Origin of the sequence: Methylobacterium sp. EM32, from assembly GCF_040593685.1 — a bacterium.
Lineage (GTDB): Bacteria > Pseudomonadota > Alphaproteobacteria > Rhizobiales > Beijerinckiaceae > Methylobacterium.
In genome coordinates, this window is the sequence record NZ_JBEXZS010000075.1 from 1 (window position 1) to 15,321 (window position 15,321).

The 15,321-nt window shown below is 71.6% G+C and carries 15 protein-coding genes; 6 read left to right on the forward strand and 9 right to left on the reverse strand.

Features of this window, described 5'->3' with window-relative positions:
- Positions 1 to 269: 269 nt before the first annotated feature.
- The gene (locus ABZT49_RS10955) at positions 270 to 1,451 is read right to left on the reverse strand and encodes a cupin domain-containing protein (RefSeq protein ID WP_355286105.1); all 1,182 of its coding nucleotides are present in this window, start codon (positions 1,449 to 1,451) and stop codon (positions 270 to 272) included.
- 171 nt (positions 1,452 to 1,622) lie between these two features.
- Here ABZT49_RS10955 and ABZT49_RS10960 point away from each other — a divergent pair, with 171 nt between their 5' ends.
- The gene (locus ABZT49_RS10960; protein ID WP_355286106.1) at positions 1,623 to 2,060 is read left to right on the forward strand and encodes an EamA family transporter; all 438 of its coding nucleotides are present in this window, start codon (positions 1,623 to 1,625) and stop codon (positions 2,058 to 2,060) included.
- Positions 2,061 to 2,118: 58 nt separating this feature from the next.
- Here the strand turns inward: ABZT49_RS10960 and ABZT49_RS10965 are convergent, their stop codons facing one another.
- On the reverse strand, positions 2,119 to 2,712 hold the full coding sequence (locus tag ABZT49_RS10965) for a hypothetical protein (RefSeq protein ID WP_355286107.1): 594 nt from the start codon (positions 2,710 to 2,712) through the stop codon (positions 2,119 to 2,121).
- Between the two features lie 64 nt (positions 2,713 to 2,776).
- Entirely contained in the window at positions 2,777 to 3,931 is a 1,155-nt protein-coding gene (locus tag ABZT49_RS10970; RefSeq protein WP_355286108.1) for a hypothetical protein, read from the reverse strand.
- 102 nt (positions 3,932 to 4,033) lie between these two features.
- Here ABZT49_RS10970 and ABZT49_RS10975 point away from each other — a divergent pair, with 102 nt between their 5' ends.
- The 3 genes from ABZT49_RS10975 (at position 4,034) to der (ending at position 7,004) form a co-directional block, all read left to right on the forward strand.
- The gene (locus tag ABZT49_RS10975; RefSeq protein ID WP_355286109.1) at positions 4,034 to 4,627 is read left to right on the forward strand and encodes an NnrU family protein; all 594 of its coding nucleotides are present in this window, start codon (positions 4,034 to 4,036) and stop codon (positions 4,625 to 4,627) included.
- A 129-nt stretch (positions 4,628 to 4,756) separates the two neighbouring features.
- Positions 4,757 to 5,560, forward strand: coding sequence for a tetratricopeptide repeat protein (locus ABZT49_RS10980; RefSeq protein ID WP_355286130.1), 804 nt, complete (start codon positions 4,757 to 4,759; stop codon positions 5,558 to 5,560).
- Between the two features lie 100 nt (positions 5,561 to 5,660).
- Complete coding sequence (der, locus tag ABZT49_RS10985) at positions 5,661 to 7,004, forward strand: ribosome biogenesis GTPase Der (RefSeq protein WP_093568079.1); 1,344 nt, start codon at positions 5,661 to 5,663, stop codon at positions 7,002 to 7,004.
- A gap of 15 nt (positions 7,005 to 7,019) precedes the next feature.
- Here der and ABZT49_RS10990 read toward each other — a convergent pair whose 3' ends face one another.
- Positions 7,020 to 7,190, reverse strand: a complete 171-nt coding sequence (locus tag ABZT49_RS10990; RefSeq protein WP_177303054.1) for a hypothetical protein — start codon at positions 7,188 to 7,190, stop codon at positions 7,020 to 7,022.
- A 154-nt stretch (positions 7,191 to 7,344) separates the two neighbouring features.
- Positions 7,345 to 8,226, reverse strand: coding sequence for a LysR family transcriptional regulator (locus tag ABZT49_RS10995; RefSeq protein ID WP_355286110.1), 882 nt, complete (start codon positions 8,224 to 8,226; stop codon positions 7,345 to 7,347).
- Positions 8,227 to 8,337: 111 nt separating this feature from the next.
- Here ABZT49_RS10995 and ABZT49_RS11000 point away from each other — a divergent pair, with 111 nt between their 5' ends.
- Positions 8,338 to 9,204, forward strand: coding sequence for an NmrA/HSCARG family protein (locus ABZT49_RS11000; protein ID WP_355286111.1), 867 nt, complete (start codon positions 8,338 to 8,340; stop codon positions 9,202 to 9,204).
- A 62-nt stretch (positions 9,205 to 9,266) separates the two neighbouring features.
- The gene (locus tag ABZT49_RS11005; protein ID WP_355286112.1) at positions 9,267 to 9,755 is read left to right on the forward strand and encodes an AAA family ATPase; all 489 of its coding nucleotides are present in this window, start codon (positions 9,267 to 9,269) and stop codon (positions 9,753 to 9,755) included.
- Between the two features lie 34 nt (positions 9,756 to 9,789).
- On the opposite strand, the gene ABZT49_RS11010 is transcribed toward ABZT49_RS11005, so the two are convergent.
- From ABZT49_RS11010 to purF, 4 genes are all read right to left on the reverse strand, one after another.
- Positions 9,790 to 10,194, reverse strand: a complete 405-nt coding sequence (locus tag ABZT49_RS11010) for a dihydrofolate reductase (protein WP_355286113.1) — start codon at positions 10,192 to 10,194, stop codon at positions 9,790 to 9,792.
- 94 nt (positions 10,195 to 10,288) lie between these two features.
- Positions 10,289 to 12,484 (reverse strand): EAL domain-containing protein, encoded by a 2,196-nt coding sequence (locus ABZT49_RS11015; RefSeq protein ID WP_355286114.1) that lies wholly within the window; start codon positions 12,482 to 12,484, stop codon positions 10,289 to 10,291.
- Between the two features lie 407 nt (positions 12,485 to 12,891).
- Positions 12,892 to 13,665, reverse strand: a complete 774-nt coding sequence (locus ABZT49_RS11020) for an SDR family NAD(P)-dependent oxidoreductase (RefSeq protein ID WP_355286115.1) — start codon at positions 13,663 to 13,665, stop codon at positions 12,892 to 12,894.
- A 4-nt stretch (positions 13,666 to 13,669) separates the two neighbouring features.
- Complete coding sequence (gene purF / locus ABZT49_RS11025) at positions 13,670 to 15,172, reverse strand: amidophosphoribosyltransferase (RefSeq protein WP_355286116.1); 1,503 nt, start codon at positions 15,170 to 15,172, stop codon at positions 13,670 to 13,672.
- Between the last annotated feature and the right edge of the window lie 149 nt (positions 15,173 to 15,321).

Here is a 15,321-nt window from a genome sequence, read left to right on the forward strand (position 1 = left end):
CAATCCGCAAAAAGATGAAGAGAGCGTCCTGGAGCAAGGATGCCCTCTTCAATCTCTTTACTCATGTGCGATAGCCCTGCCTCTGCGGGGGAGGGTGGTCCCTGCGTCAGCAGGGGCCGGGAGAGGGGACCGCGACGCTGATCCAGTGGGCACCCTTCGGAACGGTTCAGTCTTTTCCGGAAGCGGCGTCCCCTCTCCCGCCCCACTTCGTGGGGCACCCTCCCCCGCGGAGGGGGGAGGGTTCGCCCGCGCGTTTTGAAACGCCGGACCTACGCCCGCTTCAGCTTCGTGATCGTCTCGCCCGGCACGCCCGTGAAATTGTTCGACAGGAGGTAGCGCGGGCTCGCCTTGATCCAGGTGTCGAGGTCGATCTCCTCGAACTTGCCGTTGTCCCAGGTCTGGACGATCTCCAGGTCCTCGTCGCCGGTGTTCTTGATCGCGTGGCCGAAGCCCATCGGGATGTAGGCGACGTCGCCGGGCTTGAACTCGGCGACCTTGCCGCGCCCGCCCGAGCCGAACAGGGCCACCTGGCCCTTGCCCTTCAGATAGTAGTGCCACTCGTTGGCGTTGACGTTCCAGTGCAGCTTGCGCATCTGCCCCGGCCGGATCGTCATCACGCCGCCCGACATCGTCCGCTGGATCGGCCACTCGTCGACGGTCGCGAGGCGGAAGGTGCCGCCCTCGAACTCGCGCACGGCGCGCGGGTCCTTGAGCAGGCGGAACTTGTGGGTCGAGTCCTTCGGCCAGGGCGCGTCGAGGGCGTCGGAGATCGGGATCACCGGGCCGGCCTGGATGTAGGCCTCGCCCTTCGGGAAGGCGTCCAGCGCCTCCGGCGACAGGCCGAATTCCAGCGCTAGCATGTCCTTCGGCGTCACGTCGATCCAGTCGGTGATCGAGAACGTGCCGTGCTCCGAGAAGGCGCCGTTGTCGAAGGACAGGATGAAGTGGCAGGGCTTGTCGCCGATGGTCTGGATCGAGTGGCCGTGGCCCTTCGGGAAGTACCAGAGGTCGCCGGGCTCGTAGTTGTTGATCTCGCTGGCGCCCGACGGATCGAGCACCACGGTCTGGCAGCGCCCGTCGATGACGTAGGCCCACTCGGCCGCGATGGCGTGCCAGTGCAATTCGCGCGAGGCGCCGGGCTCCAGGAACATGTGCACGCCCGCGATCCCCTTGCTGATGGGGAACTGGTGCACCGTCGCCTCCTTGGCCCAGCCGCCGGAGGTCACCTTCGGGCTGTTGCCGTCGAGGGAGAAGCGGAAGTCGGGCATCGCCCCGACATCCTTGGGATCGTGGTAGGCGACCTTGGCGCCCCGCGGCAGCGAGACCGACTGGCGGCCGAAGCCGCCGTCGCCCGGATTGCCGTGGTCGTGTTCCAGCGCCTTCGCGCCCGTCGCCATCACGCTGGCGCCGAGCGCCGCCGATCCCAGAAACAGCCGCCGCGTCTGGTCCATGATGCGTCCCCCTGCGACCGGCCTCGCGCCGGCCACCCTCCGTCGGGCCCTGTCCCCGGGCCGTGGTGCGGCAAGCTGAGCCAAGGCGGTGCGCCCGTGAAACGCATTGTCGGCATTCGCGCATGCCGTTCATTCATGGTGCCGCACGAGGATGGAACGAGGGATCGCGGGATGTTCGGGTCACCGATGTCGTGGCAGGTCTGGGCGCTGATCTCGGCGGTGTTCACCGCGCTCACGGCGGTGCTGGCCCGGGCCGGCAGCGCCGGGGCGGACTCGGACGCCGCCGCCTTCATGCGCTCGGTCGTGATCCTGGTGGCTCTCGGGGCGCTCTGTTTCGCCACCGGCCAGTGGCAGGCCCTGCGGGGGCTCACCGGGCGCAACCTCGGCCTGCTCAGCCTCTCGGGGCTCGCCACCGCCGGCTCCTGGGCCTGCTACTTCCGCGCCCTCAAGGTCGGCAGCGCGGCGCAGGTCGCGACACTCAACAAGCTCTCGATCGTGCTGGTCGCCGTGTTCGGCGCGACGATGCTCGGCGAGCGGTTGTCGGGGGTGAACTGGCTCGGGGTGGGGCTGGTGGTGCTCGGGGCGTACCTGCTCACTTGGCGGGGGTGAGGGCGCGGACGGGAAGCCGGATGAAGACCTGTCGAACAGGGGCGGCAGCACCCGCCGCTCACGGCGCCTGCAGGCTCGTCGCTATGCCGAGGCCGAGCGCGGTGCTGCCGGAGGGGCGGTAGAGGGTGTTGAACGCCGCCTTGTCGACCAGCGTCGCGGCGCCGGGCTGGCCCATCTCGGCGTAGAACCGGCGCATGTTGTCGGTGCCGCGCGCGTTGAGCGTGTTGGCCTCGACCCGGTTGCCCGGGCGGTGCGCGGTGTGGAACCCGAGGCCGGAGCGGCCCGACATCCCCTCGTACACGTCCTCGCCGTGGACGTAGTGGCGCCGCACGCCGCCGGCGAAGATCAGCGTGCAGGCGCTGTCGCACCGCGCCGCGTGGGCGTCGACCGCGGTGGCGAGGCCGGCGCGGCGGATCGCCCGGCCGATGGCGATGCCCTCCAGCACCTTGCCGCCGCCGCTGTCGAGGTAGACGACCCGCAGGGGCTGGGCGTGCGGCCCGGCGAGGAAGCGGGCGAAGGCCTCGCCGTCGCCGGGTACGATGGAACCGGAGAGCGTCACCCGGTCGCCGCTCTCCGACAGGCTCATCGCCCGGGAGGGGCCGGCCCCCGCGAGCGAGACCGCCGCCACGCATGCCAGGACCCGCCACCGCATCGCCGCTCCTCCCGCGCTTCCCCGCGGGCATCTTGACCCGGCGTGAGGCTGAAGACCAGTCCCGTCACGGCCAGACCTTGATCGCCACCGGCCGCCGCACGAGGTCGCGCTCCGAGGTGATCTCGCAGCCCTTGGTCTTCAGCGTCACGTAGTAGAGCGTTGCGGTGTCGCCAACGGTGTCGAAGTTGCGGCCCGGCGCGGCGGGGTCGATCAGCGAGGGATAGCTGACGAGTTCGCCCCCGGCGGTGCAGGGATCGTCGTAGAGCGTCGCCCCGGCGATGAGCAGGCGCGGCGCGTCCCAGGCGAGAAGGTTGCGCGACGTGCTCCAGTAGATCCCCGACCGCGGGAAGACGCCGCCGGCGGCGGCCTGGAACACCGCGATCCAGGCGCCGGTGCCGCGGTGGCGGCTCACCGAGCCGACCGGGGCCGGGAACGGGGCGATCGGAGCGCAGGCGCCGGCGGGCTTCGCGCCCTTGAGGTAGGGGTTCGGGAAGCGGGCGGTGAAGTCCTTGCCGTCGAAGGCGCGCCAGCGGGCGGGGTCCGAGACGTCGTCGCTGCGAAACAGGCAGGCGCCGAAGGGCTGGCCGGTCCAGCCGGTGGTCGAGGCGTAGAAGTAGCGGAAGCGGCCGTCGGCGAAGATGTTCGAGGGGTTGAAGAAGCCGCGGTGGCGGCCCTGCTCGACCTCCTGGCGGAAGGGCGGCGCCGCCACCACCGTGGGGGGCGTCGCGCGGGTGAAGCTGCGGCCGCCGTCGGTGGAGCGGGCGGCCAGCACGGCGTTGTACCAGCAGGCGAGCATGCCGGTGGTGCGGCAGCGGCCGTGCTCGTCGGCGTGGTACTCCTCGTGCAGCAGCGCCTCGACCCGGGTGCCGTCCTCGGTCCAGGTCGCGGTGATCCAGGTGCGGTCGTCGAAGGCCTCGGGCGCCGGATTGAAGGCGGAATCGAGCACGATCCGGCAATCGAGTTTCAGGCCGTCGAAGTCGCGGCCGCGCAAGGCCCGGTTGCGGTAATGCATCCCGAACAGCGCGATCCCGCCATCGGCCTCGCGCAGGGCCCGGGCGGGGGCGTCCGGCACGTCGTGGCCGTCGCAGGCGTCGCGGCCGGCCTTGAACACCGTGCGGGCCGGGCCGACGAGCGTCAGCGCCGAGAGCGGGGGCTCGGCGGCGGCCGGGACCGTCACGGCCGCGACGCAGAGACACGCGATGAGGAGGCGGAGGAGCATGCGGCGTCCCTGGACTTGACGGCGAAGCCTGCCCCAGAGTGCTTGAGGCTTGCTTTCGGCGATCCGCCGGATCGGCCGCCCGTCCCGAGGACTTTTTTACCGATGCTGCTCCTGATCCTCGGCCTTGCGCTGTTCCTCGGCACCCACGCCTTCACGATGGCCCGCGGCCCCCGCGCCGCGCTGATCGACCGGGTGGGGGAGGGGCCCTACAAGATCGGCTACTCGCTGGTCGCGCTCCTCGGCCTCGTCGTCACCGGGATCGGCTACGGCCAGTACCGGGCGCACGGCTATATCGAGCTGTGGTCGCCCCCGGTCTGGACCCGGCACCTCGCCCTGCTGCTCGTGCTCCTCGCCTTCATCAGCTTCGTCGCCGCCTACCTGCCGGGGCGGATAAAGGCGCGGCTCAAGCACCCGATGCTGCTGGGCGTGAAGATCTGGGCGACCGCGCATCTCCTCGCCAACGGCGATCTCGGCTCGCTCATCCTGTTCGGGGCGATCCTCGCCTGGGCGGTGATGGCCCGCATCAGCGCCAAGCGTCGCGACGAGGTGAGGCCGCATGCGGGACCGGTGGCCGCGCCCGCCGGCTGGCGCAACGACGCGCTCGCCGTCTTGATCGGCGTCGCGGCCTGGTTCGTCTTCGCCCGGGTGCTGCATCCCTGGCTCATCGGCGTCGCGGTCTGGCCGGGCCAGGCTTGATCCTCATCTCGTCTCGCGAGGCCTGACTTCCCGCCGGGACTGTGCTACGCGACCGGCCCTGTCGCACGGTCGCGGCGAAGAGCCCACCGGGTCCTTGGTGCGGGACCTTGGTGGAGGCGAGCCAAAGAGATCATGAGCGAGAACGAGTTCATCCGCGAGGTCAACGACGAGTACCGGCGCGACCGCCTGACCCAGATCTGGTCGCGCTACAGCGGCGTGTTCATCGGTCTCGCGGTGCTGGTGGTGCTGGGCGTCGGCGGCTGGCGCTACTGGCAGCACGCGCAAGCCCAGCAATCCGAGGCGGCGAGCCTGCGCTTCGAGGAGGCCCTGCGCCGCGCCAAGGGCGGCACGCCGGAGGATGCCGAGAAGGCCTTCGCGGGCGTCGCCGCCGATGCGCCGTTCGGCTACCGCCTGCTGGCGCGCCTGCGCGCCGCGGCGGAGGCCGGCAAGGCCGATCCGGCTGCCGGGGCCAAGGCCTACGCGGCGATCGCCGACGATTCGGCCGTCGGCCAGTCCCTGCGCGACCTCGCCCGCCTGCGCGGGGCGCTGCTCCTCGTCGACAAGGACGATGCCGGCGCGCTCAACAGCCTCCAGAGCCTCGCCGCGCCATCGAGCGCCTTCCGCCACACCGCCCGCGAGACGCTGGGCCTCGTGGCGCTCAGGAAGGGCGACTTCGAGGGGGCGGGCCGCTGGTTCGACCAGATCGCCGCCGATCGCGAGACCCCCGCGGGCCTGCGCCAGCGGCTCGAGATCTATGTCGGCCTGGTGGCCGGCGGGCCGGTGCAGGTGACCGAGGCGGCGCCTCCGGCCCCCGCCGCGCCGCCGCCGCCCTCCTTGCTCGGGACGCCCCTGCCCGCGCCCGACGCTCACGATCACGGCGCACATGAGGAAGCCCCGGCTCCCGAGGCTCCGGCCCCCGAGGCGACGCGCTAGAACTCCCCCGTAGCGCGGGGCTCTTTCGTCCCGCATCATGTTGAAGAGGGCGGCGCGCCTCGCGGCGTGCCCGCCCGCTGCTATTTTCAGGAAGACCTCCATGTCGATGCCCATCGTCGCGATCGTCGGGCGTCCCAACGTCGGCAAGTCGACGCTGTTCAACCGCCTCGTCGGCCGCAAGCTCGCGCTCGTCGACGACCGCCCGGGCGTGACCCGCGACCGGCGCGAGGGCGAGGTGCGCCTCGGCCACCTGCGCTTCCGCATCCTCGACACCGCTGGGCTGGAGGAGGCCGAGGCCGATTCGCTCGCCGGTCGCATGCGCGCCCAGACCGAGGCCGCCATCGCCGAGGCCGACGCGGTCCTGTTCGTGATCGACGCCCGCGCCGGCCTGCTGCCGGCCGACCAGCCCTTCGCCGAGCTGGTCCGCCGCGCCGACAAGCCGGTGATCCTGCTCGCCAACAAGGCCGAGGGCGGGGCCGGCATGGCCGGCGCCTACGAGGCCTTCGCGCTGGGCCTCGGCGACCCCGTCCCGCTCTCCGCCGAGCACGGCGAGGGCATGGGCGACCTGCTGGACGCTCTCGAGGCGGTGCTGCCGGAATCCGACGACGACGACGAGGAGGGGGGCGAGGGCAAGCCGCTCAAGGTCGCGATCGTCGGCCGGCCCAATGCCGGCAAGTCGACCCTGATCAACCGGATGCTCGGCGAGGACCGCCTCCTCGTCGGCCCCGAGGCCGGCATCACCCGCGATTCGATCTCGCTGGACTGGGAGTGGCGCGGCCGCCGGATCAAGCTGCACGACACCGCCGGCATGCGCCGCCGCGCCCGGATCGACGACAAGCTGGAGAAGCTCGCGGTTTCGGACGGCTTGCGCGCCGTGCGCTTCGCCGAGATCGTGGTGGTGCTCCTCGACGCCACGATCCCGTTCGAGAAGCAGGACCTCACCATCGTCGATCTCGTCGAGTCGGAGGGGCGCGCCCTCGTCATCGGCCTCAACAAGTGGGACCTCGTCGCCGACCAGCCGGGGCTCCTCAAGGATCTCAAGGAGAAGGCGACCCGCCTGCTGCCGCAGGTGCGGGGCGCCGCCGTCGTGCCTCTCTCAGGATTGGCCGGCGAGGGCATCGACCGGTTGATGCACGCCGTGGTCTCGACCGCCGAGGTGTGGAACCGCCGCGTCTCGACCGCGAAGATCAACCAGTGGCTGAGCGAGGCGACGCAGGCCAACCCGCCGCCGGCGGTGTCCGGCCGGCGGATCAAGATCCGCTACGCCACGCAGGTGAAGTCGCGCCCGCCGCACTTCGCCCTGTTCGGCAACCAGCTCGACGCGCTGCCGAAATCCTACACCCGCTACCTCGTCAACAGCCTGCGCGAGGCCTTCGACCTGCCGGGCGTGCCGATCCGCCTGTCGCTCCGGACCTCGAAGAACCCGTTCGACAAGGGCGAATAGGGCTCAGCGCGCGGATCAGCGCGGCTTCTGGTCGGCGGGAAGGTTGCGGGCGTAGGCCTCGCGCTCCTCCTTCTCGCGGATCAGCTTCTCGTAGGCCGCCTTGGCCTCGGGCGAGACCGTGAGGGTGCGCGCCTGCGCGGACTTGCGCTTCGGTGCACGCTTGAACCGGTCGGTGGATTCGCTCATCGCCTGAACACCCCCGTGTTGACTGGTTGCGGACGAAGCTACCGCGTTCGACGGGCCTTGGCGACCGCCAATGACCGAGCGGCAGGCGGAATCTCGCAGGCCCGAGAGAGCTTTGCCGGCTGGATCGGAGCCTCCGGGGCTTCGGGCTCGGCCCTCATTCTGCGACGTAGGCCGCCAGCTCCTCCGGCGCGCCGGTCGGGAACGTCTCCCGCAGGTGTTCCAGGAAGACGGAGACCCGGGCGCTGAGGAGCCGCCGCGACGGGTACAGTGCCCACAGGGCGATCTCCGACCCCGCCACGTCGCCCCAGGCGACCAGCCGGCCGGCGGCGAGGTCGTGGGCGACGAGGGAGACCGGCAGGCGCGCGGCGCCGAGGCCGGTGCGGACCGTGTCGCGGATCATCACGAGCGACGACAGGGCCAGCACCGGCGCGACGGCGAGGCGCGACCCGTCCGCCAGGGCCCAGACCGCCCGGTCCTCCATCGCCCGGACCACCGCCGGGACGCATTCCCCTTCCGCCGCGCGCGCGAGGCCGGGTCCCGCCACCACCACCATCCGGTCGCGCAGGAAGGCCCGCCCGATCAGGCCCTCGTCCGGGTCCGGGTTGACCCGGATCACCAGGTCGTAGCCCTCCTCGACCATGTCGACGGCCCGGTCCTCGGTCGTCACCGCGAGGCGGACCTCTGGATATTTCAGGGCGAAGCCCGCTGCGACCTTGCCCATGGCGACCTGCGAGAACAGCAGCGGCGCGCTGATCCGCAGGCGGCCCCGCACCCGGCCCCCGCCCGCGGCAATCGCCGCCGCGGTCTCGTCGAGCTCGGTCAGCAGGGCGCCGGCCCGCGCGGAGAGCGCGTGCCCCTCCTCGGTCAGGGTCAGGACCCGCGCGCCGCGCTCGAACAGGCGCAGGGCCAGGCTCGCCTCCAGCTCCGCGACCCGGCGCGACAGAGTCGCCTTCGGCCGGCCCGTCGCGCGGGCGGCGCGCCCGAACCCACCGTGGCGGGCGACGACGACGAAATCGGCCAGCGCGAGCAGGTCCATTCGAGGGATCGTTCCATCCACGAGACGGTGCGTCCAGATCGGACGCCTACCGGTCCGATTCTGGATCGCTCATCTTGCCTGTGTGTTCAACGACGAACCCGGAGCAATCCCATGACGATCCTGGTGACAGGCGCCACCGGCACGGTCGGCCGCCACGTGGTCAGAGAGCTTGCGCAGCGCGGCGCCGACATCCGCGCCCTCGTCCGCGATCCTGCCAAAGCGGATCTCCCGGTGGGCGTCGCGGTCGCGCAAGGCGACCTCCTCGACGTCGACGCGATGCGCAGCGCGCTCTCGGGCGTCTCGACCCTGTTCCTGCTCAACGCGGTGGTGCCCGACGAAGTCACCCAGGCGCTCGTCGCCCTCAACCTCGCCCGCGAGGCGGGGATCGCGCGGGTGGTCTACCTGTCGGTGATCCACAGCGACCTCTACGTGAACGTGCCGCACTTCGCCGGCAAGTACGGCGTCGAGCGGATGATCGAGGCGATGGGGTTCGAGGCGACGATCCTGCGCCCGGCCTACTTCATCGACAACGACCGCACGGTCACCGACGTGGTGCTGACACACGGCGTCTACCCGATGCCGCTCGGCCACAAGGGACTGGCGATGGTCGACGCGAACGACATCGGCGAGGTCGCGGCCCTGGAGCTGATCCGGCGCGAGCGGAGCGCCGGACCGCTCCTGCGCCTCAACGTGGTCGGGCCCGACACGCTGACCGGGCCGGACGTCGCGGGACTCTGGTCGGAGGCGCTCGGCCGCCCGGTCGCCTATGCGGGCGACGACACGGCCGCGTTCGAGCGGTCCTTGCGGGCCTTCATGCCGCCCTGGATGGCCTTCGACATGCGCCTGATGAGCGAGCGCTTCCAGACCGACGGGATGATCCCGGAGGCGGGCGACCGCGAGCGCCTGACCGCGCTGCTCGGGCGCCCGTTGCGCTCCTATCGCGACTTCGCCGCAGGCGTCGCGGGCGCAGCGCGCTGAGTGTCGCCCGCGGGGGGCGGCCGCGGGTGGAAACCCGACCGTGGCGATGCGAGAGTGGGACGATGTCTCCTCCTCTCCCCGTCCGTTGGGTCATCCTCGGCAACAGCGGCTCGGGCAAGAGCACGCTGGCCGCGCGCCTGGGGCAGGCCCTGGATCGGCCGGTCCACGACCTCGATCTCGTCCACTGGCATCCTGACGGCGCCAAGCGCGACGAGGCCGAGGCCAGGGCCCGCGTCGCCGCGATCGCGGCGACCGAGGCGTGGATCGTCGAGGGGGTCTACGGCTGGCTCGCCGAGGTCGCCTTGGTGCGGGCGACCCGGCTGATCTGGCTCGACATCCCGTGGGACGCGTGCCGGGCTGGCCTGCTCGCGCGAGGCCTGCGGCGCGGCATGACCGTGACCGACCAGGACGCCCTGCTGGCCTGGGCGCAGGATTACCGGACCCGGACCACCTCGTCGTCATTCACGGGCCATGAGCGGCTCTACCGGGCGTTCGCGGGCGAGAAGGCGCATCTGCGCACCCGCGGCGAGGTCGATGCCTTCGTGCCGTGATCGCCCGGGGCCGGATGCGGGGGTGTCCGGATCGTCAGCCGCGCCCCCGCCCCACCAGCCAGGCCGGATCGAACCAGCGGTCGGCCTCGCCGTCATAGGGCAGCCGGGTGATGTCCCATTGCTGGATGAAGGGCGCGTAGACGTTCCAGACCGCGATGCCGCCGCCGACATAGATGCGCCGGCCGGGATAGCGCGCCAGCACCGTACGCGGGTCCTCGTGCGAGCGGATGATCGCGATGGTGCGGTCCTGGTAGGCGAAGTCCGGCACCGCCTCGATGGTCTTCGGCCCCGCGATCAGCACGTGGCCCTGCGTCACCGCGAAGAAGCGAGTCACGTCCTCGACGTACAGCGGGTCGGTGTTGCCCTCCCAGGGCAGCCGCCCGTGGAGGCCGAGCTGGCCCCGCTGCCCGATGGCGCACATCGCCCGCACGTCGATCATCGGCTCGCCATCCTCCGGTCCGGGCCCGACAGGCCCCAGACCGACTGATAGCCCGCCCGCCAGGCCGGGGGCCAGCCGGCCGAAGGGTGGGGGCTCACGACCGGCGAGCCACGGCCTCCCGGTCCGCCTCCTCCCAACCCGCTTCCTGCCACGCCGCCTCTTGCCGCGCCGCCTTGCCCGCGCTCCGGATCTCCGGCAGCGCGGCTGCCGGCATCGGCTTGCCGTAGAGGTAGCCCTGAAGCTGCGTGCAGCCCTCGCGGCGCAGGCAGGCGGCCTGCTCGGGGGTCTCGACGCCCTCCGCCGTGGTGGCGATGCGCAGGCTGCGGCTGAGCCCAGTGATCGCCCGTACCACCGCCAGGGCCTCGCGGCTGTCGCAGATCTCGCGCACGAACGAGCGGTCGATCTTGATCTTGTCGAACCGGAACGCGCACAGGTAGCTCAAGGACGAGTAGCCGGTGCCGAAATCGTCGAGCGCGATCCGGGCGCCGAGCTGCTTCATCTGCTCCAAGAGCGCGAGGTTGTTCGTCGAGGCGTCGAGCAGCACCGATTCGGTGATCTCCAGCTCGAGCCGGCCGGCTTGCAGGCCGGAGGCGGCCAGCGCCGAGGCCACCTGGGCGGCGAGGGCCGGGCTGCGGAACTGCGCCGGCGACAGGTTGACGGCGACGCTGCGGCCGCTCGCCCAACGGCTCGCCTCGCGGCAGGCCTCGTGCAGCACGAAGGCGCCGATCTCGTGGATCAGCCCGGTCTCCTCGGCGATCGGGATGAAGTCGAGGGGCGAGATCGAGCCGCGCACGGGGTGCTGCCAGCGCAGGAGCGCCTCGTACCCAATGGTCTCGCCGTCCTGCGCCCGCACGATCGGCTGGTAGTGCAGGCGGAGCTCGCGCCGGGCGATCGCCCCGCGCAGGTCGGCCTCGATCAGGCGGCGGTAGTGGGCCGCGGTCGCGAGGGTGTCGTGGTAGCGCAGGAACCGGCCGCGGCCCCGGCGCTTCGCCTCGTAGAGCGCGAGGTCGCCGCAGCGCAGGAGCCCCTCGCCGGTGTCGGAATCGGCGGGCGCGAGGGCAATGCCGACGCTGAGGCCGGTCTCGATCCGCTGGCCCTCGACCTCGATCGGCTCGTGCGCCGCCGCGATCAGCCGCTCGGCCAGGGCTTCCACCTCCGCCTCCGTGGCGAGAAGCGGGGCGACGACGGCGAACTTGTCGCCGTTGAGGCGCGCCAGGCAATCGTTCGGGCGCAAGGCCTCCCGCAGCCGCCTGGCCAGGGCCCGCAGCATCTGGTCGCCGACCGGATGCCCGAGGGTGTCGTTGATCCGCTTGAAGTCGTCGAGGTCGATGCACAAAACCGCCGTGCCGGATCCCGGAGCTGCCGCGGCCAGGGCCTCGCCGAGCCGCTGCCGGAACAGCTCGCGGTTGGGTAGCCCGGTCAGCCCGTCGTAATGCGCGAGGTAGTGGATCCGCATGCTCGCGGCGCGCTCCTCGCTCACGTCCTCGGCGATGAGCAGGCCGTGGAGCGGCTGCTCGCCGTGCCCGCCGATCGCGAGGGCGCGCATCCGGAGCGTGCGCGAGCCCCAGGCGGTCGGGACCGGCATCTCGCGGGTGACGGCGGCGAGATCGCCGGCCTCCGCCGCCGTGGCCCCTGCGGCCGGCTGGCTGGCCGCCGAGAGGGCGGTCTTCAGCAGCGCCGCGACGGCCGTCGGCAGGACCACCTCCGCCGGTCGGCCGACAAGCTGGCCGGTGCAGCCGCACAGCAGCAGCTCCGCGTGCCGGTTGGCGAGCCGGATCAGCCCGGTCGCGGCGTCCTGCACCACGACGCTCGAGGGCATGGTAGCGATCACGCTGTCGAGGAAGGACGTGGTCGCGGCCAGCCCGTCGCGGTGGCGCTCGGCGATCTCCTTGGCTTCCAGGAGCTGCAGCTCCTGCGCCCGCCGGTCGCTGCGGTCGCGGGTGATCTTGGCGAAGCCGACGAGGCGGCCGGTCTCGTCGCGGATCGCGTCGATGACGATTTCGGCCCAGAACGAGGTGCCGTCGCGGCGGATCCGCCAGCCCTGCGCCTCGAACCGTCCGCTCTCGCGGGCCTGGCGCAGGCCGGTCTCGGGCAGCCCCGCCGCCCGGTCCTCCGGCCGGTACAGGCAGGAGAAGTGCCGGCCGATCATCTCGCCGCCGGTGAACTGCTTGGCCCGCTCCGCCCCGGTGTTCCAGTTCACCACGATCCCGTCCGGATCGAGCATGAAGATCGCATAATCCGTCACGCCCTGGACGAGCAGCCGGTACATGATGTCGGTGCTTGCAGTCACGGCTGGCCGTCCCGTCTGCGGCCGGACCCCGGCTGGGTCCAGTGCAATAAGGTTCCCCTGCGTCCTAATAGGGCGGAAGGGTCCTAAAGCCGTGTTAAATCCCGCTGCCGCAGACGTCAAAGCGATCTTCCCAAGAGGAAGCTTTGCCGCTGTAGACCGATGGAAATCGTGAGCGCCGCAGGGCCGCAATGTCGCAGAATAGGACCAAAAACCTATATTTGTCGGGAAGACAGTCGAGAGCGGGGCTTGGGGATACGATGGCGGGGGGCTGCAAGCCGTTCTCGCCGCAGGGGCCGTGCGGCCGCGACGAACTGGGGCGGGTCCGCGCGGCACCTCGCGACCTGGGCCGCTGCCCCTGCCGGTGACGTCGATCGGTGACGACGGAGCCGCGGCGCGGCTCCGTCCGGTCAGGCCGGCTTCTGCGGCGTCAGGACGCGGCCGGTCGGGAAGTCGAAGATCGTCCCGCTCTCGGTCGAGTCCGGGCTCGCCAGGCGCACGATGTGGGGCGCCAGGTCCTCGGGCGTGCGCAGGGTCTCCGGGTCCTCGCCCGGCATCGCGGCCTTGCGCATCGCAGTGCGCAAGGGGCCGGGATTGAGCAGCATCGCGCGCACCGGCGTCGAGGCGGTCTCGGCCGCGTAGGTGCGCACCAGCGCTTCGAGTGCCGCCTTCGACACCGCATAGGGCCCCCAATAGGCCCGGCACGACGAGGCCGCGCCCGAGGTGACGAACACCGCCCGCCCCGCATCCGAGCGCCGCAGCAAGGGATCGAGGGAGCGGATCAGGCGCCAGTTCGCCGTGACGTTGACGTCCATCACGCTCGACCAGACCTTCGGGTCGACGTGGCCGAGGGGCATCAGCTTGCCAAGCACGCCGGCATTGCCGACGAGCACGTCGAGCCGGCCCCAGCGCTCGTGGATCGCCGCACCCAGGCGGTCGATGGCGTCGTAGTCGCACAGGTCGAGGGGGACGAGGGTGGCGGAGCCGCCCGCCGCCCGCACGGCGTCGTCGAGGTCTTCGAGCGCTCCTTGCGTGCGGGCGACCGCGATCACGTGGGCGCCGGCCGCGGCGAGCGCCAGGGCCGCCGCGCGGCCGATGCCGCGCGAGGCCCCGGTGACGACCGCGATGCGGTCGGCCAGCGGTTTTGCCGAAAGGGGCGTCTCGGGGAGGGGGGTGTCGGACATCGGATCAATCGGCCTCGGCGAGGATCGCCATCCGGCGCGGCGAGGCGACCGCGAGGTCGGTCAGGGGCGTCGGATAGTCGCCGGTGAAGCAGTGGTCGGTGTATTGCGGGCAGGCGGCGTCGCGGCCCTCCTCCCCCATCGCCCGGTAGAGCCCCGGGATCGACAGGAAGGCGAGCGAATCGGCGCCGATATACTGGCGCATGCTCTCCAGGTCGTGGGTCGCGGCGAGCAGCTTCTCCTTCTCCGGCGTGTCGATGCCGTAGAAGTCGGGATGGGTGATCGGCGGCGAGGCGATGCGGAAATGCACCTCGCGGGCCCCGGCCTCGCGCATCATCCGGACGATCTTCACCGAGGTGGTGCCGCGCACCAGGCTGTCGTCGACGAGGACGATGCGCTTGCCCGCGACCGCGGCGCGGTTGGCCGAGTGTTTCATCCGCACGCCGAGCTCGCGCACCGACTGGGTCGGCTGGATGAAGGTCCGGCCGACATAGTGGTTGCGGATGATCCCGAGCTCGTAGGGCAGCCCGGTCTGCTGGGCGTAGCCGAGCGCCGCCGGCACGCCGGAATCCGGCACCGGGATGACGATGTCGGCCTCGGCCGGCGATTCCTTCGCCAGCTCGACGCCGATGTTCTTGCGCACCGAGTAGACATTCTTGCCGTTCACGATCGAATCGGGACGGGCGAAGTAGATGTACTCGAAGATGCAGGGACGCAGCGGCTGCGCCCGGGCGAAGCGGATCGACTCGATGCCCTCCTCCGAGATCACCACCATCTCGCCGTTCTCGACGTCGCGCACGAAGCGGGCGCCGATGATGTCGAGGGCGCAGGTCTCGGAGGCGAGGATGTAGCGGCCGTCGAGCTCGCCCAGCACCAGCGGGCGGATGCCGAGCGGATCGCGGGCGCCGATCAGCTTCTTGTTCGTCATCATCACGAGGGCGTAGGCGCCCTCGATCTGGCGCAGCGCATCCATCACCCGGTCGACGATGCGGACGTGGCGCGAGCGGGCGACGAGGTGGAGGATCGCCTCGGTGTCGGAGGTCGACTGGCAGATCGCGCCGTCACGCACGAGCTGGCGGCGCAGCAGCAGGCCGTTCGTCAGGTTGCCGTTATGGGCGACCGAAAGGCCGCCGGTCTCGAGCTCGGCGAAGAGCGGCTGCACGTTGCGCAGGATGGTCTCGCCGGTGGTCGAGTAGCGCACGTGGCCGATCGCCGCCTCGCCCTTCAGGCGCTCGATCGTGGCGAGGTCGGAGAACGAATCGCCGACGAGGCCCAGGCGGCGCTCGGAGTGGAAGACCCGGCCGTCGAACGACACGATGCCGGCCGCCTCCTGGCCGCGATGCTGGAGGGCGTGGAGGCCGAGCGCCACGATCGCGGCGGCGTCCGGATGGCCGTAGATGCCGAAGACGCCGCACTCCTCGCGCAGGGTGTCGCCGTCGAGATCGAGATCGCCGCCGAACGCCTCGCTCGCCCCGGAGGCACCCCGGAAGGTTTCGCTGCGTGCTGACATGATGAGAAGCCCCTGGTGGCCGGTCACCGCACGGCCTCGCCTCGCCGACCCCGCGCACCGAAACCTCCGCGCGCGGGCCTGATTCCTCGAACGAAGCAGGGTCCGAGCCGCGCCCGCCGGGAAGCGTTGCGTCCGGAATCTCACCTCGC

Bases quoted from the DNA above. Each gene is read 5' to 3' on its own strand.
- ABZT49_RS11010 (WP_355286113.1), bottom strand. From the start codon at position 10,194: ATGATCGACGTGCGGGCGATGTGCGCCATCGGGCAGCGGGGCCAGCTC.
- ABZT49_RS10970 (WP_355286108.1), bottom strand. From the start codon at position 3,931: ATGCTCCTCCGCCTCCTCATCGCGTGTCTCTGCGTCGCGGCCGTGACG.
- der (WP_093568079.1), top strand. From the start codon at position 5,661: ATGTCGATGCCCATCGTCGCGATCGTCGGGCGTCCCAACGTCGGCAAG.
- ABZT49_RS11020 (WP_355286115.1), bottom strand. From the start codon at position 13,665: ATGTCCGACACCCCCCTCCCCGAGACGCCCCTTTCGGCAAAACCGCTG.
- purF (WP_355286116.1), bottom strand. From the start codon at position 15,172: ATGTCAGCACGCAGCGAAACCTTCCGGGGTGCCTCCGGGGCGAGCGAG.
- ABZT49_RS10960 (WP_355286106.1), top strand. From the start codon at position 1,623: ATGTTCGGGTCACCGATGTCGTGGCAGGTCTGGGCGCTGATCTCGGCG.
- ABZT49_RS11000 (WP_355286111.1), top strand. From the start codon at position 8,338: ATGACGATCCTGGTGACAGGCGCCACCGGCACGGTCGGCCGCCACGTG.
- ABZT49_RS10955 (WP_355286105.1), bottom strand. From the start codon at position 1,451: ATGGACCAGACGCGGCGGCTGTTTCTGGGATCGGCGGCGCTCGGCGCC.
- ABZT49_RS10990 (WP_177303054.1), bottom strand. From the start codon at position 7,190: ATGAGCGAATCCACCGACCGGTTCAAGCGTGCACCGAAGCGCAAGTCC.
- ABZT49_RS10995 (WP_355286110.1), bottom strand. From the start codon at position 8,226: ATGGACCTGCTCGCGCTGGCCGATTTCGTCGTCGTCGCCCGCCACGGT.
- ABZT49_RS10975 (WP_355286109.1), top strand. From the start codon at position 4,034: ATGCTGCTCCTGATCCTCGGCCTTGCGCTGTTCCTCGGCACCCACGCC.
- ABZT49_RS11005 (WP_355286112.1), top strand. From the start codon at position 9,267: ATGTCTCCTCCTCTCCCCGTCCGTTGGGTCATCCTCGGCAACAGCGGC.
- ABZT49_RS10965 (WP_355286107.1), bottom strand. From the start codon at position 2,712: ATGCGGTGGCGGGTCCTGGCATGCGTGGCGGCGGTCTCGCTCGCGGGG.